The following is a 21,596-nucleotide window of genomic DNA, read 5'->3' on the forward strand; positions in this document are numbered from 1 at the left end:
CGCGTGGGTAAATTCATTCTGAGAATATTCGACGGCATAGCCAAAGTTTTGGCTTTTGTCCTCATATCCCTCGGACTGTGGTTGCCCGCGGCTTTCACGGTAGGATTTTTCATAACCTGCGGCGTGACGAACACCGCTTTCGCCGGTCTTACCGAAGGACTGTTTTGGGGCGGGCTTGCCGTAACCGCGGTGCTCGGTTTCGGACTCGCCATGTACGTGCGCAGCAGAAAACGCAATAAAGGCGTTTCGTCCGCGCCTTCCGCGCCAGCAGTGGAACGCAAGCGCAAAAAGAAAGATAACGCCGAAGAGTACGCTCAGCAAAACATAGCCTATTCGCACGGCTACATGCCGCCGCAACAGCCCTATCCGCCGCAAAACGCTTACCCTCCGCAGTCATACGGAGCGCCGTATCCTCCGCAGGGTCAGCCTTATGCGCCGCCGTATTCGCAACCCTATTATCCGCCGCCGCAGTCTTACGCGCCGCCTCCGCCGCCCGAAAGACCGCGTTCCGACGTGAGCGACCTCGAAAAAAAGTATTTTGCGGAAAAGCCGCCCGAGCGTTACGAGCGCACCGCTTCTTTCGACGAAGGCAGTTTCTTTCAGGAATACGGCAGAACCATGAGTAAGACCGAACAGCGCGAGGCCGACAGCAGACTCGATTCCGAGGAGCTTTGGCGCAGGCTTTCGGGTACGGACGTGCCCGACGAACAGCCGCTCGTGTTCCGCACCCGCAAAGACCCCGACTTATACGTGTACGAATATTCCGACCGCTATCAATATTGGCGGCGCACCAAAACGGGCATGGTTTTCGAGAACACCGAATATAAAAAAAAACAAACTGAAAACGCGCGATGACCGCGCGTTTTTTATTTTCAATGCATGAGATTGCCACGCTCGTAAACTCGCTCGCAATGACGGTTTAGCGTAGCCCTTGTCATTGCGAGGGGCAAATCGGGCATACATGTCATTGCGAGGGTGCTTGCGCCCGAAGCAATCCCTTGCATGAGAAAGATATCGCTCTAAATCTTCAAATCTTTTGCAAAGTCGCTTACGGTTTGGTAGCGGTCTTCGCTTTTTACCGCCATTGCTTTCATAACGGCGTCTTCCACGTATTCGGGCAGGTCTATTCCCAAAGCCGAGGGGCGGGGGAGTTTGTCTTCCTTTTCGCGCTCGGAGGCAACCGCGGGAATATAGCCCGTTACGCAGTTATACAAAGTTGCGCCCATTTGGTATACGTCCGTCCACGGGCCGAAGCCGCGAGGGTCGGCGCGGTAGAGTTCCACGGGAGAATAGCCCGCCTTTTGCACAACGTAAGGTTTTTCGTTGCCGTTCACTTTGTATAGCGCGGCGGCTCCGAAATCTATCAGTTTAACGTATTTGTTGAGCACTATTATAATATTTTCGGGGCTGATGTCTTTGTGTATCACGCCGTAGCCGTGGAGCACTGCGAGCGACTCGAAAACGGGGCGGAGTATGCCGAGAGCTTCGTTATACGGGATTTTGTAGTTGCGTTCGGTGAGATGGTTTCTGAGCGATTTGCCCTCGAGATAGTCGGTAACTATGTACGCCGTGTTGTTGTTTTCGAAATAGTCGAGCAGTTTCACAACGCCGTGCAGGTGCTTTATGCGCATTAAAACTTTGGCTTCTTCCACAAACGCGCCCAGCCAGTGATTGAACGGTTGCACCACTTCGGGAGAAAGCACGTTTACCCGCGAGTCGCCTTTTTCGCGCGTGGCGTAGCCCTGCGGAAAAAATTCCTTTATGGCTACTTTTCGGCTTTCGTTCAAGTCCCAGGCAAGATAAGTTATGCCGAAACCGCCTATGCCCAAACTTTTGCCCGTCATGTATCTGCTGCCAATCACCGAGCGTAAAGGAAGCGCGGCGGGAGGGTTCGCTATGCTTTCGGGCCGTATGCCGCACGAACGGCAAACGCCGACGCCGTCGAGCGTGCCGAAACAGCTCGGGCAAATATTTTTTATACTTCTTACGTCTTCGCGCATGATAACTTAATTATACACCCATTTTCATTCGCGGTCAATGAAATAGCGTGCCCGAATTTAATTGACACGGAGCGCATGAAAGGGTTATAATAAAATAATGGAAAACAAAGAGCGCAAACGGCGTTCGTATTCCAACCAAATCGCGTATTCGCGAGGAGAGGAAACGGCGAACATCATAACACATGCGCTCGGCGCACTCCTGAGCGTTATCGCGTCGGTATTCATGATAGTAAAGGTTTCTTATTCCGGTTCTCCGCCGGTTAAGGGAAACGCGCTTGCCATAGTATCGATATGTTTGTATTCGTTTTGTCTGATAGAAATGTACGTTATGAGTGCGCTCTATCATGCGCAACCGCTCGGTAAAACGCGCCGCGCGGTTTTTCGCAGATTCGACCATTGCGGAGTTGCGTTGCTTATTGCAGGCACATACGCGCCGTATATGCTCGTGGGACTTTCCATACTCGGAGCGCAGACGAGTTTTGCGAACTTTGTGTGGGGCATAGTGATTGCCTCTGTCGTGCTCGGCATGGCGGTGCTCGTAATTGTGTTCAACGCAATAAACGTGCAAAAGTTTCGCGTGTTTTCGCTCATAGCCTACGTGGTTATGGGGTGGGCGTGCGTGATAAGATTGCCCGCGCTGTACTCGGCGATGGGCACGGGAGCGTTTTGGTTTTTGCTCTCGGGCGGTATCGTATACACGGCGGGTATAATATTCTACCGCATAAAAAAGATACCGTGGCACCACTTTATTTGGCACTTGTTCGTGCTTGCGGGCAGTGCGCTTCACTTTATTTCGATATACTGTTTTATTCTCTGATAAAAGGAACTACTCACCATGTATGACAAAGCTGAACCAAACAAAGACTTTACGGAGCGCGAGCGCGAAGTTATAGAGTTTTGGAAGCAAAACGACGTTTTCGGCAAAACTTTGGACGCAACCGCAAAGGGCAAAGAGTTTTCTTTCTACGACGGACCGCCCACGGCTAACGGCAAGCCGCACATAGGGCATATTTTAACGCGCGTAATGAAAGATATCATTCCGCGTTACAAAACCATGAAAGGCTTTCACGTGCGCAGAAAAGCGGGGTGGGATACTCACGGCTTGCCCGTGGAGCTCGAGGTTGAGAAAACTCTCGGGTTCGACGGCAAAGGCGATATAGAAAAATTCGGCGTAGAGCCGTTTATAGGCAAGTGCAAAGAGAGCGTTTGGAAATACAAAGGCGAATGGGAGAAGATGAGCGACCGCGTGGGATATTGGGTGGACATGGACAACCCTTATATCACCTACGACGATAACTATATAGAGTCGGTTTGGTGGGCGCTCAAAGAGATAGACAAAAAAGGACTCATATACAAGGGGCACAAGATAGTGCCGTATTGCCCGCGTTGCGGCACGGCGTTATCCAGCCACGAGGTTGCGCAGGGCTATAAAGACGTAACCGAAAAAACCTGCGTTGCGAAATTTAAGGTGAAAGGGAAAGCCGACACCTATATACTCGCTTGGACCACAACGCCTTGGACTCTTCCGAGCAACGTGGCTCTTTGCTTCAACGCAAACTACGACTACGCCGAGATAGAGCAAAACGGCGTGAAATACATTCTCGCGCAAGAACTCGTAAGCAAGCATTTCGAGGGCGAATACAAAACGGTAAGCGTAAAGAAGGGCAAGCAGTACGAGTTCACCGAATACGAGCCGTTGTTCCCTTACTACAAAGAAGATAAGAAAAAGTGCCGCTACGCGGTATGCGACGATTACGTTACACTTTCCGACGGCACGGGCGTGGTGCATATAGCTCCCGCGTTCGGCGAGGACGACGCCCGCGTGGGCAGAAACTACGATTTGCCGTTTGTGATGATGGTGGACGAAGCGGGCAAGTTCAAGCCCGAGGCTACCGACTTTGCGGGGGTATTCTGCAAAGACGCCGACAAGCTCATACTCAAGTATCTCAAAGAAAAAGAGTTGCTGTTTTCGGAAGCCATGTACACGCACAGTTATCCTTTTTGCTGGCGTTGCGACACTCCGCTTTTATATTACGCCCGCAGTACTTGGTTTATAAAGATGACCGAACTGCGCGACAAACTCGTGAAAAACAACGCGTCGGTAAACTGGATGCCCGAGAGTATCGGAAGCGGGCGCATGGGCAATTTCCTCGAGAACGTAATAGATTGGGGACTAAGTCGCGACCGCTACTGGGGCACTCCGCTCCCCATATGGGTGTGCGAAAAGTGCGGCAAAACCCACGTTATAGGCAGTAGAGAAGAACTCAAAAAGCTGGGCAAACTCGATAAGAACATAGAACTGCACAAACCTTACGTGGACGAAATCACGTTCGACTGCGAATGCGGCGGCACTATGCGCCGCACTCCCGAGGTGATAGACTGTTGGTTCGACTCGGGAAGTATGCCGTTTGCGCAGTACCACTACCCGTTTGAAAACAAGGACGTGTTCGAAAAAACTTTCCCGGCGGATTTCATATCCGAAGCGGTAGACCAAACTCGCGGCTGGTTTTACACATTGCTCGCAATTTCCACTTTGCTTTTCGATAAAGCTCCGTTCCGCAACTGCATAGTGCTCGGTCACGTGTGCGACAAAAACGGACTCAAGATGAGCAAGCACAAAGGCAACGTGGTAGACCCGTGGTCGGTGCTCGACGTGCAGGGCTCTGACGCGGTGCGTTGGTATTTCTATACCGCTAGCGCGCCCTATCTTCCCAGCCGATTTTATCCCGAGGCGGTGAGCGAGGCTCAGCGCAAATTCCTCGGCACGCTGTGGAACACATACTGCTTCTACGTACTTTACGCCGAGATAGACAAGTTCAATCCCACCGAGCACAAACTGAAAGACTGCGAACTTTCGGTTATGGACAAGTGGATACTTTCATCGCTCAACACGCTTATAAAAACCGTAGATAACGGACTTAACGAATACAAAATCACCGAGTCGGCTCGCGCGATAGGCGACTTTACCGACAGCTTGAGCAATTGGTACGTTCGCCGTTGCCGCGAACGCTATTGGGGCAGCGAGGAAACGCCCGACAAGATTGCGGCGTACATGACTTTGTACACCGTGCTCGAAACGCTCGTGCGCGTCGCAGCTCCTTTCACGCCGTTCATGTGCGAAAGCATTTATCAAAACATAGTGCGAAGCGTGGATAAAAACGCGCCTTTGTCGGTGCACTTGTGCACGTTCCCCGAATGCGACGGCAAGCGCATAGACGAAAAGTTGGAGAGCGATATGGCTGTGGTGCTCGAGGCGGCTACGCTCGGGCGCAGTGCGAGAAATCAAAGCCAAATAAAGAACCGTCAGCCGCTCAACAGACTGTTGCTTGCGGGCGATGGCGCGGCTCGACTTTCCGCCGATATGAAAGCTGTTATCGCCGACGAATTGAACGTAAAGAGCGTTGAAATCATAGACGGCGCGGCGGAATACGTTGCATACGAGGCAAAGCCGCAACTACGCACTTTGGGTCCCAAATACGGCAAACTGATAGGCAATATACGCGAGTATCTCGCCCAAAACGGCGAAGCGGCGGTAAAGGGCACTGCGGGCGGCAAAACGTACAAATTCACGCTTTGCGGCGAAGAGGTGGAGTTATCGGAAAGCGACTTGCTCGTTAAAGTGGTTAGCCGCGAGGGATTTGCGGCGGAGAGCGGAGAGCTCGTAACCTGCGTGCTCGATACGTCGCTTACTCCCGAACTTATAAGCGAAGGCTACATGCGCGAGCTTGTAAGCAAAATTCAGGCGTTGCGCAAAGACAAAGGGTTTGCCGTTACCGACCACATAGAGCTTACTTTGGGCGGCGACGAAGAAGTTACGAAAGCCGTAAAAGCGTTTGAAAAAGAGGTAAAGCAAGCCGTGCTGTGCGATAAACTTACGTTTGCGGACGGCGGCGAAAAAACCGACGTTAACGGCAAGACCGCCTTTGTGGGCATACAAAAGATATGAGCGACGCTATAGGCGCGGCAACGGGCTGGCGCGATTACGAGGTGCTCGGCACGGGCGGCGGCGAAAAACTCGAACGGTGGGGAAGCGTGATACTGCTTCGTCCCGACCCGCAAGTTATATGGCGGCAACAGTCCGACTTATCAAAACACAAGGGACTGTGCGCCCGATACGTTCGCTCGAACTCGGGCGGCGGCTATTGGGAAAAATACAAAAGTTATCCCGAGGAGTGGACGGTAAGTTATCGCGATTTGAAATTTGCCGTAAAACCCATGGGGTTCAAGCACACGGGCTTGTTCCCCGAGCAGTCGTATAACTGGGACAAAATGCGCTCGCTCATCGAGGGCGCGAACCGCGAAATACGCGTGCTCAACTTGTTCGCTTACACGGGCGGCGCAACGGTTGCGTGCGCAAAGTCGGGCGCGTTCGTCACTCACGTAGACGCGGCTCGCGGCATGGTGGACAGGGCGAAACAAAACTGCGAACTTTCCGGCATTGCTCAAGACAGAGTTCGTTACATTGTGGACGACTGCAGCAAATTCGTTGCTCGCGAAATCAAGCGCGGCAAGCGATACGACGCCGTTATAATGGACCCTCCGTCTTACGGGCGCGGTCCGGGCGGCGAAACTTGGAAACTCGAAGACAACGTATACGACCTCGTAAAACTCGCCGCACAGGTGCTTTCCGATAACCCGCTGTTCTTTCTCGTGAACAGCTACACAACGGGACTCGGCTCGCTCGTAATGCGCAACATACTCGAGCTTGCCCTTCCCAAAGGCGTTACCGACGGCTACGAACTTTATCTGCCCACGGCGGAGCGCGGAATAGTATTGCCGTGCGGCAACTCCGCCATATGGCACGGCGGCGTATAGCGGCACATCTGCGCACTACGAGCTCGTGAACTTGCCTGTCATTGCGAGCGTAGCGAAGCAATCCCCTGCATGGAACAGTATCCGCACCGTTCTCCCGCATGAGATTGCCGCGGGTGCAAGCACCCTCGCAATGACGTTGTGACCGTTAACCCGTCATTGCGAGCTCTCAACTGTCATTGCGAGCGTAGCGAAGCAATCCCCTGCATGGAACGGTATCCGCACCGTTCTCCCGCATGAGATTGCCGCGGGTGCAAGCACCCTCGCAATGACGTTGTGACCGTTAACCCGTCATTGCGAGCTCCCAACTGTCATTGCGAGCGTAGCGAAGCAATCCCATTCATAAGAAAGGAACATAATGGAACCCGTAATTCTCTACGAAGACAACCACATAATCGTTGCGGTTAAGCCGCAAAACGTGCCTACGCAAGCCGATTCGAGCGGAGACGCAGACTTTTTGAATATAATCAAAGAGTACGTAAAAGTAAAATACAATAAGCCGGGCAACGCGTTTATAGGTCTTGTGCACAGGCTCGACCGCCCCACGGGCGGCGTTATGGTGTTTGCCCGCAACAGTAAGTCCGCCGAAAGGCTTTGCCGTCAAATCGAGCAGGGCGATTTCGAAAAGAAATATCTTGCCGTAACCGTGGGCACTCCGCGCGACTACAGGGCAAGGCTGTCCAACTGGTTGGTAAAAGACGAAAAAGAAAATATCGTGCGCGTAACGCCCGCAAAAACGGAGGGAGCGAAATTCGCCGAACTCGATTACCGCGTACTCGAAACAAACGATAAAATCGCGCTCATTGACGTAAACCTTTACACGGGCAGAAGTCATCAGATACGCGCACAGTTATCCAACATAGGCAAGCCGATATTCGGCGACGCTAAATACGGCGGCGATACGCTCGCCAAAGGTCATAATCTCGCGCTTTGGTCTTATCAGCTTTCGTTCGTGCACCCCACAACCAAAGTGCCCATGGTATTCAAGGTTTTTCCGCCGCTTGAAAAAACGCCCTGGAAGTTCTTTCAGGTGGAAAAATATATAAACACAGTAAAACCCGAATAAACAACCAAAAGGAGTAAAAAAATGTTAATTTATCCGTCCGTTGAAAGCCTGCTCTATTACGCGCAGTCGCACCTGCTTTTAGACGACCTCGACGTGGTTTGGGCGAGAAACCTCATTCTCGACGAGCTCAAGCTCACCGACTACGTGCAGTACGAGGTGGACTACGAGGCAATAGAGTCGCTCGACCGCCCCGACACGGTGCTTGCGCCGCTCGTAAATTACGCAGTGGATAACGGCATAATCACCGAGGACAAGCGCGAATATTTCGGCGGCAAACTCATGAACATAGTTTGCAAACGCCCCGGCGAAATCGCCGATATATTCGACGAACAGCACCGCAAAAATCCCGTTAAAGCGTTCGATTGGCTTTACGACTACGGCGTAAAGAGCGATTACGTTAAACTCACCAAAATAGGCGAGAATATCAAGTGGGAAGCTAAAGGAACTCGCGGCAAGCTCGAAATCACCATCAACACCTGCCGCCCCGAAAAGAACAACAAAGACACCGAGGCCGCGCTCAAGGCTACGAAATCGGGGTATCCCGCTTGCACCATATGCAAAGAAAACGAGGGCTACGCGCACGGCTCGCAGATACGCCAAACGCTTCGCACCGTTCCTCTCGAGCTCGGCGGCGAAGAGTGGTTTTGGCAGTTCTCGCCCTATGCATATTTCAATCAGCACGGCATTGCGGTAAACTCCGAGCACGTTCCCATGAAGGTGGACGATTCCACCATAGTTAAACTGTTCGACTTTATAGACTTTATGCCCGGCTACTTTATAGGTTGCAACGCCGCGCTTCCGCGCATAGGCGGCAGCGTTCTCACGCACGACCATTTCCAGGGCGGCGCGAAGCTCATGCCCATGCACAAGGCGGGCGCGCTCGTAAAACTCAAGAACAAAGAGTATCCGTATATAGATATGTGCATTGTGGACTGGTACAACTCGGTGCTTCGTCTCGCTTGCTCCAACCGCGAAAAACTCATAGAGTTCGCTCAAAAGGTGAACAACGCATGGCAGGATTACTCCGACGAGAGCGTGGGCGTGATTGCCAAAACGAGCGAACAGCACAACGCCGTTACTCCCATAGTGCGCAAGGCGGACGATAAGTACGTAATAGATATAATCTTGCGCAACAACCGCACGACCGACGAGTATCCCGACGGAATATTCCACGCTCACCCCGAGTATCACAATATAAAGAGCGAGAGCATAGGGCTTATTGAGGCGATGGGCTTGTTCGTTCTTCCCGGCAGACTCGCTCGTCAAACCGCCGAAATCGAAAAATATCTCACCAAAGAGGAAAAATATTCGGAGGCGAAACTCGCGCCCGATATGCTTTGCCACAAAAACATGATAGAGCGACTTGTAAAAGCGGTAGGCTCGAGCAAAATAAGCCCCGTGGAAGCAAAGCTCAACATAAAAGACGAAATAAACCGCGTTTGCGAGGAAATACTCGTAAACACCGCGGTGTTCAAGCCCGACGAACAGGGCAAAGCCGCCTTCCTCAAATTCCTCGCAACTTTGGACATAGCCGAAAAGTAAACTTTATTGCTACGCGAAAAAAAGTCCTCTCACCGAGAGAGGGCTTTTTTTGCTTGCGGCGGGGAGTTAACCGTTTCAATATGAATTTAACCGCCGAACGGGCGAGAATAAAGCCGAGCAGTTCGGCGATAACGGCGTAGGGGAAGAACTGTCCGAGCGTAAAAAAATACATTACGGCGAGATGCGCCGTCACCGCCGCAAGAGCCACGGCAACGTCGGCGGGTACGGCGAACGCAAGCCCCCACTTTTTTCGCAGCGGCGAAAAAGCTCCTTCCGCTATGCCGCACAAAACGCCCGCGGCGAAACAGAGCAAGAAAATCCCGAGCGTCATTTGAAAATGCGTTTAATGAGCGACTGCTTTGCGCCGCTGTACTTGAGCGAGTTTACGGTCCCCTCGAAATCGAGAGTGCCGTCGTCGGCGTTGAACTTGATTATTTTGAGATTTTCGCCCGTAATGCTTAAGTTGCCGCAACTCGAAACGAGGCACAAAGAGGTATCGCAAGACGATATCACTTTTTCTATGCCGGTGAGATAGCCTTTGTTGCGCTCCGAAAGTTTCAGTTCGTGATTGCGGCGCGGTTTGTTTTCGGTTTTTTCCATGAATATCACCTCGACAATTTATATGCGGCGAGAGTATAAAATAACACATTTTGCGTTCAAATAGGTTGCTTTTTTTCGGCTTCTTTGCTACAATATATAGGCGTTTGCATTAGTGCGGATTGCTCATTATCCGAGAGGTAAAAGACTCGAGGAGATAATAGGCGTCAGAACCGATAACCTACTGTCCGAGAGGAAAAAGCTCGAGGAGATAATAGGCGTCAGAACCGATAACCTACTGTCCGAGAGGTAAAAAGCTCGAGGGGATAATGTGAATCCGAACAGATAACTCACTGTCCGAGAATTAAAAGAAATCCGAGAGGTAAAAAAATGGATATTGTAAAGAAACTGAGCGAAGAGTTTACCATGCGAGCCGACTACGCGGCAAATATAGTAACTCTTCTCGACGACGGCAACACCATACCGTTTATAGCGCGTTACCGCAAGGAAATGCACGGCGCGTGCGACGACCAAGTGTTGCGCGAATTTGCCGACAGGCTCACGTACTTGCGCAACCTCGTAAAGCGCAAAGAAGAGGTGCAAGCGGCGATTGAAGCGCAGGAAAAATGGACGGACGAGCTCAAAGTCGCGCTCGACGCCGCCGTTACGCTCACCGAGGTGGAAGATATCTACCGCCCGTATAAGCAGAAAAAGAAAACTCGCGCGTCGGTTGCAATAGAGAAAGGACTCGAGCCGCTCGCCGACGTAATAATGGCGCAGGAACTTACAAGCGGCGACGTGCTTGCCGTTTGCGCTCCGTACGTTAACGAAGAAAAGGGCGTTGCCACGGCGGAGGAAGCTCTCGCGGGCGCGAAAGATATTATCGCCGAGCGCATTTCGGACGACGCGAACATAAGAAAGAGTTTGCGTTCGCTCATGTACGAGATAGCCACGCTCGACGCAAAACTCGACCCCAAAGACCAAAACAACCCCAAAAAGGTTACTTACGAAATGTACGCCGAATTTTCCGAAAAGATTTCGGCTATACCCAGCCACAGAATTTTGGCTGTTAACCGCGGCGAAGCCGACGAGTGCCTTAAGGTGAGTCTTAAGGCTGACGAGGAAACCGCGCTCAATAAGATTAAAGCGTACTATAAAAAGGAAAGCATATTTTCCGCGGTTATGGACGACGTGGTTGCCGACAGCTACGAGCGACTCATTTTCCCGTCTATAGAGCGCGAGGTGAGAAACGAGCTTACCGAAAAAGCGGACGAACAGGCGATTAAGATGTTCGAGCAGAACTTAAAACCCCTTCTCATGCAACCGCCGCTCAAAGGCAAAGTGATACTCGGGCTCGACCCCGCGTACCGCACGGGTTGCAAAATAGCGGTTATAGACTCCATGGGCAACGTGCTCGACCACACGGTGATATATCCCACGCCGCCGCAGAAGAAAACCGAGGAAGCCAAAGCCGCGCTTAAAAAACTTATAGATAAGCACAACGTAGACGTAATAAGCATAGGCAACGGCACGGCGAGCAAAGAGAGCGAGATATTCGTAGCCGAGCTTATAAAAGAGTGCAGTCGTCCGCTTTCTTACGCGGTTGTAAACGAGGCGGGCGCAAGCGTGTATTCGGCGAGCAAACTCGGCGCGGAAGAATTCCCCGACCTTACCGTGGAGTACCGCAGTGCAATATCCATAGCTCGCCGTCTGCTCGACCCGCTTGCCGAGCTCATCAAAATAGACGTAAAGAGCATAGGAGTGGGGCAGTATCAGCACGATATGCCGCAAAAGCGACTCACCGAGGTGCTCACGGGCGTGGTGGAAGATTGCGTTAACAGCGTCGGCGTAGACCTGAACACCGCGTCTTACAGTCTTTTGGCGTTTGTGTCGGGGCTCAACACCTCCATAGCCAAAAATATAGTGAAATACCGCGAAACCAAGCCGTTCACCTCGCGCGAACAGCTCCGCGAAGTTCCCAAACTCGGACCCAAAGCGTTCGAGCAGTGCGCGGGCTTCTTGAGAATAACGGACGGCAACAACGTGCTCGATAACACCGCCGTTCACCCCGAAGCGTACGCCGCAACCGAAAAGTTGCTCGCCCGTTACGGCAAGAGCGACGAAGACGTAAAGGCGGGCAAGCTCGAAGATATAAAAGGCAAAGTAAACGCAGAGGGAAGCGGCAAAGTAGCCGAAGAGCTCGGAGTGGGCGAGCCTACGCTTTTGGACGTGCTCGAAGAGATAATCAAGCCGGGTCGCGATATCCGCGACGCCCTTCCGCCGCCGCTCCTCAGAGCCGATTTAATGGATATAAACGACCTCAAAGAGGGCATGGAGCTTACGGGCACGGTGCGCAACGTAATAGATTTCGGCGCGTTTGTGGATATAGGAGTTCACCACGACGGACTCGTGCATATTTCCGAAATTTCGGATAGGTTTATAAAGCACCCGAGCGAGGCTCTCAAAGTGGGCGACGTGGTGCGCGTGCGCGTTATAGGCGTAGACCCCGCCAAAAAGCGCATAAACTTGAGCATGAAAGACCCCAACGCCCCCAAAGCGGTGCGCGTTCAGCCCGAGCGCAGAAACGGAAACAACAATAACAACCGCAACCGCGACAACAAAGACAACCGCGCCAACCGCGGAAATTTCAACAACCGCCCCGACCGCAACGGCTCTCGTCCCGAACGCAGTTTAGACGATATGTTGAAGGCGTTGCAGAGCAAGTTTTCCAAGAAATAAAAATAAGCCTTTTGATGTCAAAAGGCTTGCGAAAACCATGAAGGGAGGGGCGATTTCGACGCGCCCCTCCCTTTCAAAACCCTCCTGCCACGACTTCTCTGCGAGAAGCAAAAAAGGCTGAAAACGAGTAAAACCTGATTTACCGTGATTTAGCCGTTTCGCTTCCCGAAGGGAAGTCGTTTAGAAGGGGGAGTTAAGAGGGGGAATACAATCGAAAGTATTCCCCCTCTTACCTTTTTTCGCTGAGCCTTTTTGAGGTCAAAAAGGCTCATTGTGGCAATTGCAACCAAATGCTATCGGAGCATTTAATTGCGGGCGGATGCACCCTTGGCTTTTGCCGACGTAGAGCTTTTCGCCGACTTCGAAGAGCAGCATTTCTGCGTTTTGCTTGCGGTGCTCTTAGCCGAAGTAGCTTTGCTTTGAGCAGTTTTACTCTGAGTCGCCTTGCTTGCGGCGGCTTTCTGAGTAGGTCTGTTCTGCGCGCTCTTGGTCTTGTTTTGCGTAGTAGCCATGTTCTTACATCTCCTTGGTAACGGGCTGCGTTACAGTAGTATTATTAACAACGCGAAAAAAACTATACACGTGTGTAGAGATTTTTTTGTGAAATTTTATGAGAAACTATTGACAAAACAATGCGCATTGTATTATAATTGTATGCAATAATATAATATACAACGGCAACGACGCTGTGCGAGGATATCTCGCGCGGCGTCGATTTGCATTATATTGTATATACTAATTCGGAGGTGCTCTGTATGAAAAGACCTGCAAAAAAGATGCTGTTGTGCGTGTTTACCGCTCTTTTGCTTGCGGCGAGCATGCTGTTTGTGGCTTGTTCCGACAACCCCGAACCTCAAAAACCCGAGCCGGGCGCGGAGTCGGGCGTATATTATTACGACTCGACGGACGGCGAGTATCTGCTCACGCTGTCCGACGGCGACAAGTTCGCGCTCGATATGGGCGAGGGCAGGAAATATTCGGGCACGTATTCGCTTAAGGGCGAAAAGCTCGAGCTTTCGTTTGCCACTCCCGTAGAAGACGCGAATATTTCGGCGACTTATAAGCAAGAGACGGTAACGCTCACTTTCGGAACGAGCACAATGCGCTTTATAAGAAAGGTTGAGTATAAAGTTACGTTTGACAGCAACGGCGGCAGTGCGGTTGCGGAACAAACCGTGATAAACGGCAAAACTCTGAATAAACCCGCCGACCCCGTAAAAGAAAACAGCACCTTTATTTGGTGGTATACCGATAACAATAAGTTCGAAAATCCGTTTGCGTTCGGCTCTCGGCCCGTAACCGCGCCGCTCACTCTGTACGCGCGTTGGGCGGGCATGCCCACGGAAAAGGAATATACCGTTAAGTTCGACCTCAACTACGAGGACGCGAACAACAATATTCCCGCGGTAACCACGATAGCTGGCAAACTCTATATCACTATGCCCGCGCCCGAGCGCGAGGGCTACGTGTTTAACGGCTGGTACGTTTCCACCGCTCACAGCGGCGACAAACTTTCGTATCCCGTTACCGAAAACATAACGTTCGAAGAAAATACCACCGTGTACGCTTGTTGGAGCGCAGTGCCTACGGGCAGTAAGCTCGCAACTCCCAAAGTAACCGTTTCCGCAAACGGCGTTTCGTGGGAGCGCGTTTCGAGCGCGGCGCAGTACGCCTACAAAATCACCAACCCCGATAATACCGTGTCGCAAAACGGACAGGGAAGCACTCCGAGCACCTCGGTTGAATATAATTTCGATAAACCGGGCGAGTACAAAGTCGAGATAACCGCCATACACAGTGCTACAGCCAACAATTCCGATACTGCCGTGCGTTACTACACGGGGAAATCGCTTGCTCGCGTTTCCCGCTTTACCGTAACCGACGGAAACGTGCTCACTTTCGATAAAGTTGCAAACGCAACGGGCTACAGAATTACCGTTGTGTGCGGCAACTCCGCCCACACGCACATAGACGAGAATATTTCGGATATAGGCGAGGGCGATACCGTAAGCTATAACTTTGCGGGTTGCCCCATGATTGAGGGCGGCATACGCTTTACCGTAACGGCTTTTGCAACGGGCTACGTTTCGAGCATAAGCGAAACTTTCGTATTCGACCGCACTCTTGCCGCGGTAGAAGGACTTGCGTTTAATGCCGAAACTTCGGTTCTCACGTGGAACGCCGTGGATAACGCCGAGCAATACGAGGTAAAAGTAGCAAACAATGCCGCAGTGAAAGTTACGGGCACGGAATACAGCCTTAAAGAATTAGCGGCAGGTGAATATACCGTTTCGGTTAAGCCCGTTGCCTTCGGCTACAATTCTCCCGCCGCCGCTACGCTCGAATGCGAAAAGGTCGGCAAAGCCGCTCCCGCAAACGTGAAACTCGAGGGCACCACTCTCAAGTGGGATAAAGTGGGCGAAGAAAATAACTACACCGTGCTTTTCAACGGCGAAGAAATCTCCGTAAACGGAGCTACGGAGATTAACCTTGCCCAAAAACTCACCGCTGTTGCGAACGGAACGGAATGTTCGGTTGCCGTAAAAGTAGCGGGCGACGGCAACGCCTACAGCCGCGCCATAGTAGGCAAAAAAGGCGTGCTCGAGGGCAAGATAGCGTATGCCGACGGCGCGATAAGTTGGCAACCCGCTTTCGGCGCAACCGAATACGAAATATCGGTTAACGGCGAAACCGCTAAAACTACCGCTAACACCTCTTTCGATTTGAATATTACCGCCGCGGGAACTTGCGAAATAACCGTTAAGGTAAGCGGAGCGCAAAACGGCATAAGCGATTCCGTTGTTTTCCTTCAAATTACGCTCAACGTAAACGGCGGAAATGCGCTCGATAAAACCGAAATTTATCTTGCCGACGGCGACAAACTGCAATTGCCCGCCGAAATCGTAAAAGATAACTACGTGTTTGCCGGTTGGTACGACTCCGCGAACGGACCGGAAGGCAACGGCAGAAAATACGAGAGCGGCGAAATCTTCCGCGGCGCTCAAAATATAGAGTTGTACGCCTACTACACGCCCAAGCCGTTTACCGTGCAGTTTGATTTGGGTGATGAGGGCAGCGGCTCTATAGCCGACGCAACCGTTTATTACAACGAAAACTTTACGTTGCCCGTACCCACGCCCCAAAACTCCGTAATGTCGTTTACGGGCTGGTATAGCGCGGCGGGCGGAACGGGAACTCAGTATACAGACGCTAACGGCGTAGGCATAGGAACGTGGAAATATACAGACTCCGACACCGTTACTTTATATGCGGGTTGGATGAACGGCGCGTTAATCTTCGAGCTTAATCAAACGGGAACGGGCTACAAACTTACATCGGGCGAAAAAGCGGGTTTACTTACCGAACTTACCGTGCCCGAGGAATACAACAGACTCCCCGTTTTGGAGGTGGGCGATTTCCGCTACGGCTACAATCTTAAAACCGTGAATATACCCAACACCGTAACTTATATTGCGCAGACAGCTTTTGCCAATTGCTCAAAACTTACCGAAATAAACATTACGGATGCGGGCGCGGAGACGCCTACGTATATATCCGAAAACGGCATAGTTTATTTGCCTGCCGACGCGCAAAAAGGACTTACAAAGTCTTACTATATTTTGCCTACGGCGGTTACGGGCGAGTTTACCGTGGATAAAGAAATAAACAATATCGCGGCGGGCGCGTTCTCGAGCACGAGCATTACGAGCATTACAATTCATGCCGACGTAACCTACGTTGCTCCCGAAGCCTTTGCGAATTGCAAAAAACTCGAAACCGTTACTTTCCGAAACCCCGAGCAAGGTGCGGAGAGCAAAGAGCTTACCATAGGAGCTAAAGCGTTTGCCAAGTGCGACTCGCTTACCACCGTTAATTTGTCGTCGCGCAAAATTAAAGACGGCTTACCGCTCAATAGATATACTCTCGGCAGTTTGGTTGGTAGCAGCGGCAACGCGAACAAAACCGTATACGACGATATAGACGGAATAAAGCACACCTCCGTAAGTCCCGAAATCACTAACGCCATAACAGATATTTTCTATACGGGCTACGTAAAAGAAGAAATTGCTACGGATGGAAACAAAGTAACAACCGTTATAAAACGTGCGCCCAACTCCCTGCAAAATATAAACGTAGACGCCGCCAACCCCGATTACAAAAGTATAGACGGCATACTTTACAATAAGAGCGGCGATACGTTGTTGTACTGCCCCGAAGCCAACGCCGCAACCGACGGCACGCTCAATTTGCATGCCGACGTGCGCACGATTGCGAACGGCGCGTTTATGCACAACACCGCAATAAAGACAGTTAACATTCATGCTTTGGGCGTAAATATCGGCGAAATCGCTTTCTATGCTTCCGCCGTGGAAAACGTAACCTTTGCGGGTAGCGACACTGCTCACCCCGTAGTTTTGGGCGAATACGCGTTCCGCGAAAGCAATATTACCGATTTGACTTTTGCGGAAAACAGCAAAGTTACCGAAATAGGCGACGGCGCGTTCTTCGACTGCAAATCGCTCGGAAATTTCACTATTCCCGCGAGCGTTACCAAAATCGGCGCAAGAGCTTTTGTTGACTGCAAGTCGCTTACCGAGTTTGCGTATGCGGAGAGGGGAACAAAACCCGAAATCGGCGTGTATCCGTTCTACGGCTCTGCGCTTACCGTTTATCCCGTGCTTGCCGACGAAACCGTGCTTCCCGATTTCGAAGGCATAGACAACCTGCAAAAAATAGAGATAGCGGCGGGCAACCCCAACTTTGCGACCGACTCCGACGGCGCTGTGTTTAACGCGGATAAAACCATACTGCTCTACACTCCCATAGGCATGAGCGGAGCGAACGGCGTATATACCTTGCCCGATACAGTTACCGAAATAGCGAATAACGCGTTCCGAAAAAATACTCAACTGAATAAAGTGATAATAGGGGCGAACGTAACCAAAATAGGGCAGAGCGTGTTTGCCGAAAGCAATATTTCCGCAGTGGAATTTTTAAGCGGCGGCAATGCCACTACTCTTTCCATAGGCTACAGGGCGTTTGCACTTAGCAAAATTACCGAAATAGTGCTTCCGCTTCGCACTAACAGCATAGACAGTCAGGCTTTTGCCGAAATGCCCGAACTTACTCGCCTTGTGTTCAACGAAGGACTCGAACATTTAGGGCATGTAGACAATGAAACTTTGTATCCCGACGTTTCGCAAATTGCCATAAAAAACCCTAAACTTGCGAATGTTGTTATATCGTCTACTTTAACTACTATCGGTGCCGAAACATTCATGATGAGCGGCGTGGAAGCCGAAACGGGTTTAACGGTAACCTTTAGCGGCAATTCGAGCCTTAGCATTATAGAAGGCGGAGCGTTCCGCAATGCAGGATTAAGAAATATTACCATACCCAAATCGGTTACTAAGATAAACGCATATGCTTTTATTGCAAACGCGCAATTAGCTACGGTTAATTTTGAAATCGGAGGCGCGGAAGCATTGGAATTGACCGACGGGTATTCGTACGACCCTAACACAGGCTTAAAAGGCAATCAATTTGCGAGTTGCGTAAATCTTACTACTGTTACGTTGCCGTCAAGACTTACTGTTATCGGACAGAATGCGTTTAGTGGTTGTTCGAGTTTGTTTAGCGTTGAGTTTGAAGACGCGGCAAATAGTAATTTAACAACGATTTCTAAATCTGCATTTTATGAGTGCGGCAGTTTGTATAGCTTTACCGTAACTCCTAAAGTTGACGTTAACAAAATCGGAAGCAATGCATTTAGGTATTGCAATAATCTTATCGAAATTTATAATATGACGCAGGTAGATATTGCAAATAACTCCGCATGTTATTATACAAGTTACCTTGTACGTTATGCCGAAAATATTTATAATGCGAGCGAAGGCAACAGTAATATAAACAGTTCCGACGATTTTGTTTTCTATTCGGATAGCAGTAGTACCGTGTTGCTCAAATATTTGGGGAATTCGGCTAATGTGACGCTTCCTGCAAAATATAACGGTAACTCGTATACGATAGCTTCTTATGCGTTTGTAAACAACAAAAATCTTACGAGCGTGGTTGTGCCCGACGGGGTAACCGAGATTGGTGAAAAGGCATTCTACGGTTGTGAAAAACTCGAGAGCGTACAACTGCCCGCTACGGTAACAAGTATTGGAAATAATGCTTTCGGCGGTTGTAGTTTGCGAGTGGCTCATTTGCCTGTGTCTGCTTTGTCGGGAATTGCTAAGAGCGGACTTGAAACCGTTGTTATAGTTAACGGCGAGAATTTGCCTGCTGACGCATTTGCAGGGTGTGAAAAACTTGTTTCGGTAACTCTGCCGAATACTTTGAAAGCCATAGGTGCTCGCGCTTTCAGCGGCTGTACCGCACTAAAGAGTATCTCTATTCCCGACAGCGTTGAGGAAATATTCGACGAAGCGTTTTTTGGTTGCGAAATGCTCGAGGAAGCCGAATTGCCGAATGGACTCGTAAGTTTCGGCAGCAGAGTGTTTGATAATTGTTCGGCGTTGCAGTTTAATGAATATAACAACGCCGTATACGCGGGAAATGCTTCCAATCCGTATATTGTTTTGTTGAGAGCAAAGAGTGTTACTATAGATACTTGCACTGTCAATGAAACTACAAGAATAATAGCTTACGGAGCATTTGAAAACTGTATAAAATTAACGCAAGTATCAATACCCGATTCCGTTGTTACGCTTGGCAAGAAAGTATTTTTCGGATGCTCGGGACTTAAAACCGTTAATTTGGGTACGGCTATTTCCGAGATTGGGGAAGACGTTTTTGCCGAGTGCTCGAGTCTTGAAACCGCAAATCTCGAAAATATCGAGATTATAGGCGATAGAGCGTTTAATAATTGCGCTAAACTTAAAACGGTTGACTTGTCGAGCATAAAAAGCATAGGTGTAAAATCTTTCGTGGGGTGTCCTATACCTTTGGTAAACCTGTCTGCAGAGTTGGAGTCTTTGGAAAGCAATTCGTTTGATGCAGTCACTGATATTACCATAGACGAAAGTAATGCAAAATACATGGCTAGCGGCGGTGGAATGTGGAAGAAGGGAGATAGACCGGAGTTATTGTTTATTCTTCCCGGCACTACAACTCTTACTTTGGTGGAGAACGCTAATATTTCGGATGGTAATAAGGTGCTTAAAGGGACGAGCGGCGACAATTGTCCTATTAAAGTTCTTATTATTTCCGCCGGCGTTTATTTGGGCGATGAGACTTTGCAGAATTGGAAGAAAGAAAATCATACGATATATTGTTTAACCGATAAATCACTTGCAGATACTTGGAATAAATGGTGGAACTGGAGTGGCAATTTTACGGTGGACGATATTGTATGGAACTATGTTCCGCCCGCTCAATCTTGAGAATAAAATACCTGTGTGAAAGAAAATTTCAAATAAATATAGTGTAAAACCGTTGGTGAATTCGGCGAAATGTGATATAATATAAGTAGTATCGCCGAATTTTCCGCGTTTCCGTGTCCTCATGCAGGGGAAAAATATAAAAAATTCGAAGGAGGCACTCCTATGAAAAATAACGGTATTTTCGATAAATATTATTCGCGACTTGTAAAAGAGGGCGTAATAAAGTCCGGTGCGTGCGGGCTTATTACGGGATTTGCCGTGATGTTTGCGGTTGCGCTCTTATCATGGATTTTCGGATTTGCGGGCGGTATATGGCTTGCGCTCGGATTGTTCGTTGCGTGTTCCGCGGCGGTGGGCGTTGCGTTTTACTTTCTCAAATTCAAACCCACGAGCAAGCAGATAGCGCGGCGTGTTGACGCTCTCGGACTCGAAGAGCGCACAATCACCATGCTCGACCTCGAGAACGACAATTCGTATCTTGCAATGCGCCAACGCGAAGACGCTCGCGAGCGGCTCGCGGCTGTGGGCAGCAAGAGTTTGCCTATAGTTTTGCCCACGCTCATGATAGTGCTTGTCGCGGTGTTCGGCGTGCTCGGCGCGTCTATGACCACCGTTATGGAGCTTGCTGCTCTCAACATTTTGCCGAGCGGCATGGAAATGGCTAACCCCGACTCGCGTTACGACTATATCGCCGTAAGCTACTTTGCCGAAGAGGGCGGAGAGATAGAGGGCGAAGCCGACCAAATAATAGAGCGCGGAGCGAGCGCAACCTCGGTGCTTGCCGTAGCCGAAGACGGCTGGGAGTTCATAGGTTGGGACGACGGCGTGACCGACCCGTACCGCGAAGACCTTAACGTATCCGAAGACCTGTTCGTAATGGCTATTTTCGAGCGTTTGGGCGACGGCAACGGTGACGAAGACGGCGACAGGATAGACAACGCGGGCGGCGAAAACGGAGATATTCCCACCGACCGACCCGGCGGCTCCGACAGCGACGGCAACGACGGCGGCGACGCCGAAACGGGCAACGGCGAAGGCGACGGCAAAGGCGAAGTAAACGGAAGCGGCGACGGCGGCGACGAAGGTATAGAGGGCGGCAACGGCACGGGCAACGGCGCGGGCGGCGGCAAGTACGACCCCGACAATCAAATAATAGACGGCAACACGCATTACGAAGACGAGCTAAACGCCTATCTCGAAACGCTCAAAGAGATGCTTGAAAACAACAAGGAGCTTACCGACGCCGACAAAGAATTTATCGAAAAATATTTCGGCGGTTTGTAATCCTAATGCATGGGATTGCCGCGCTCGCGTTGCTCGCTCGCAATGACAGCAACACCCAACATGTCATTGCGAGGAGGGCGTAGCCCGACGAAGCAATCTCAGCCGAAAGAAATGTACAGCCACTGTACGTGTTCCATGCAGGAGATTGCCACGCTCGCGTTGCTCGCTCGCAATGACAGCAACACCCAACATGTCATTGCGAGGAGGGCGTAGCCCGACGAAGCAATC

13 protein-coding genes are annotated in these 21,596 nt (G+C 50.6%); 9 read left to right on the forward strand and 4 right to left on the reverse strand.

Annotated elements, in window-relative coordinates:
• The first annotated feature begins 3 nt into the window (after positions 1-3).
• The gene (locus NFR55_RS08735; RefSeq protein ID WP_251548368.1) at positions 4-855 is read left to right on the forward strand and encodes a hypothetical protein; all 852 of its coding nucleotides are present in this window, start codon (positions 4-6) and stop codon (positions 853-855) included.
• 164 nt (positions 856-1,019) lie between these two features.
• Here NFR55_RS08735 and NFR55_RS08740 read toward each other — a convergent pair whose 3' ends face one another.
• Complete coding sequence (locus NFR55_RS08740) at positions 1,020-2,000, reverse strand: serine/threonine protein kinase (RefSeq protein ID WP_251548369.1); 981 nt, start codon at positions 1,998-2,000, stop codon at positions 1,020-1,022.
• 97 nt (positions 2,001-2,097) lie between these two features.
• Between NFR55_RS08740 and trhA the strand changes: the two genes are divergently transcribed.
• The 5 genes from trhA (at position 2,098) to NFR55_RS08765 (ending at position 9,420) form a co-directional block, all read left to right on the forward strand.
• Positions 2,098-2,817 (forward strand): PAQR family membrane homeostasis protein TrhA, encoded by a 720-nt coding sequence (gene trhA / locus NFR55_RS08745; RefSeq protein WP_251548370.1) that lies wholly within the window; start codon positions 2,098-2,100, stop codon positions 2,815-2,817.
• Between the two features lie 18 nt (positions 2,818-2,835).
• The gene (gene ileS, locus NFR55_RS08750) at positions 2,836-5,946 is read left to right on the forward strand and encodes an isoleucine--tRNA ligase (protein ID WP_251548371.1); all 3,111 of its coding nucleotides are present in this window, start codon (positions 2,836-2,838) and stop codon (positions 5,944-5,946) included.
• Positions 5,943-6,815, forward strand: coding sequence for a class I SAM-dependent methyltransferase (locus NFR55_RS08755; protein WP_251548372.1), 873 nt, complete (start codon positions 5,943-5,945; stop codon positions 6,813-6,815). The genes ileS and NFR55_RS08755 overlap by 4 nt, the downstream gene beginning before the upstream one ends.
• Positions 6,816-7,170: 355 nt before the next feature.
• Complete coding sequence (locus tag NFR55_RS08760; RefSeq protein ID WP_251548373.1) at positions 7,171-7,878, forward strand: RluA family pseudouridine synthase; 708 nt, start codon at positions 7,171-7,173, stop codon at positions 7,876-7,878.
• 21 nt (positions 7,879-7,899) lie between these two features.
• Complete coding sequence (locus NFR55_RS08765; protein WP_251548374.1) at positions 7,900-9,420, forward strand: UDP-glucose--hexose-1-phosphate uridylyltransferase; 1,521 nt, start codon at positions 7,900-7,902, stop codon at positions 9,418-9,420.
• Here the strand turns inward: NFR55_RS08765 and NFR55_RS08770 are convergent.
• Both NFR55_RS08770 and NFR55_RS08775 read right to left on the reverse strand, forming a co-directional pair.
• Positions 9,383-9,751 (reverse strand): hypothetical protein, encoded by a 369-nt coding sequence (locus NFR55_RS08770; protein WP_251548375.1) that lies wholly within the window; start codon positions 9,749-9,751, stop codon positions 9,383-9,385. The genes NFR55_RS08765 and NFR55_RS08770 overlap by 38 nt on opposite strands.
• Complete coding sequence (locus tag NFR55_RS08775; RefSeq protein WP_251548376.1) at positions 9,748-10,020, reverse strand: YabP/YqfC family sporulation protein; 273 nt, start codon at positions 10,018-10,020, stop codon at positions 9,748-9,750. Before NFR55_RS08775 ends, NFR55_RS08770 begins: the two co-directional genes overlap by 4 nt.
• A gap of 327 nt (positions 10,021-10,347) precedes the next feature.
• Here NFR55_RS08775 and NFR55_RS08780 point away from each other — a divergent pair, with 327 nt between their 5' ends.
• Positions 10,348-12,696: a Tex family protein gene (locus tag NFR55_RS08780; RefSeq protein ID WP_275556922.1), complete on the forward strand. Its 2,349-nt coding sequence runs from the start codon at positions 10,348-10,350 to the stop codon at positions 12,694-12,696.
• Between the two features lie 305 nt (positions 12,697-13,001).
• Here the strand turns inward: NFR55_RS08780 and NFR55_RS08785 are convergent, their stop codons facing one another.
• Positions 13,002-13,208 (reverse strand): hypothetical protein, encoded by a 207-nt coding sequence (locus NFR55_RS08785; protein ID WP_251548377.1) that lies wholly within the window; start codon positions 13,206-13,208, stop codon positions 13,002-13,004.
• A gap of 243 nt (positions 13,209-13,451) precedes the next feature.
• On the opposite strand from NFR55_RS08785, the gene NFR55_RS08790 reads away from it, so the two are divergent.
• Positions 13,452-20,084 (forward strand): leucine-rich repeat protein, encoded by a 6,633-nt coding sequence (locus NFR55_RS08790; RefSeq protein ID WP_251548378.1) that lies wholly within the window; start codon positions 13,452-13,454, stop codon positions 20,082-20,084.
• Positions 20,085-20,246: 162 nt separating this feature from the next.
• Positions 20,247-21,368 carry an InlB B-repeat-containing protein gene (locus NFR55_RS08795; RefSeq protein WP_251548379.1) on the forward strand — a complete coding sequence of 374 codons (1,122 nt, stop codon included), beginning with the start codon at positions 20,247-20,249 and terminating at the stop codon, positions 21,366-21,368.
• The last annotated feature ends 228 nt before the right edge of the window (positions 21,369-21,596 follow it).

Source organism: Pumilibacter intestinalis (assembly GCF_943193005.1).
GTDB lineage: Bacteria > Bacillota > Clostridia > Christensenellales > Pumilibacteraceae > Pumilibacter > Pumilibacter intestinalis.

Excerpts from the sequence above, each read along its gene's own strand:
- NFR55_RS08755 (WP_251548372.1), top strand. The coding sequence starts at position 5,943 with ATGAGCGACGCTATAGGCGCGGCAACGGGCTGGCGCGATTACGAGGTG.
- NFR55_RS08780 (WP_275556922.1), top strand. The coding sequence starts at position 10,348 with ATGGATATTGTAAAGAAACTGAGCGAAGAGTTTACCATGCGAGCCGAC.
- NFR55_RS08785 (WP_251548377.1), bottom strand. The coding sequence starts at position 13,208 with ATGGCTACTACGCAAAACAAGACCAAGAGCGCGCAGAACAGACCTACT.
- ileS (WP_251548371.1), top strand. The coding sequence starts at position 2,836 with ATGTATGACAAAGCTGAACCAAACAAAGACTTTACGGAGCGCGAGCGC.
- NFR55_RS08795 (WP_251548379.1), top strand. The coding sequence starts at position 20,247 with ATGAAAAATAACGGTATTTTCGATAAATATTATTCGCGACTTGTAAAA.
- NFR55_RS08790 (WP_251548378.1), top strand. The coding sequence starts at position 13,452 with ATGAAAAGACCTGCAAAAAAGATGCTGTTGTGCGTGTTTACCGCTCTT.
- NFR55_RS08770 (WP_251548375.1), bottom strand. The coding sequence starts at position 9,751 with ATGACGCTCGGGATTTTCTTGCTCTGTTTCGCCGCGGGCGTTTTGTGC.
- trhA (WP_251548370.1), top strand. The coding sequence starts at position 2,098 with ATGGAAAACAAAGAGCGCAAACGGCGTTCGTATTCCAACCAAATCGCG.
- NFR55_RS08775 (WP_251548376.1), bottom strand. The coding sequence starts at position 10,020 with ATGGAAAAAACCGAAAACAAACCGCGCCGCAATCACGAACTGAAACTT.
- NFR55_RS08740 (WP_251548369.1), bottom strand. The coding sequence starts at position 2,000 with ATGCGCGAAGACGTAAGAAGTATAAAAAATATTTGCCCGAGCTGTTTC.
- NFR55_RS08765 (WP_251548374.1), top strand. The coding sequence starts at position 7,900 with ATGTTAATTTATCCGTCCGTTGAAAGCCTGCTCTATTACGCGCAGTCG.
- NFR55_RS08760 (WP_251548373.1), top strand. The coding sequence starts at position 7,171 with ATGGAACCCGTAATTCTCTACGAAGACAACCACATAATCGTTGCGGTT.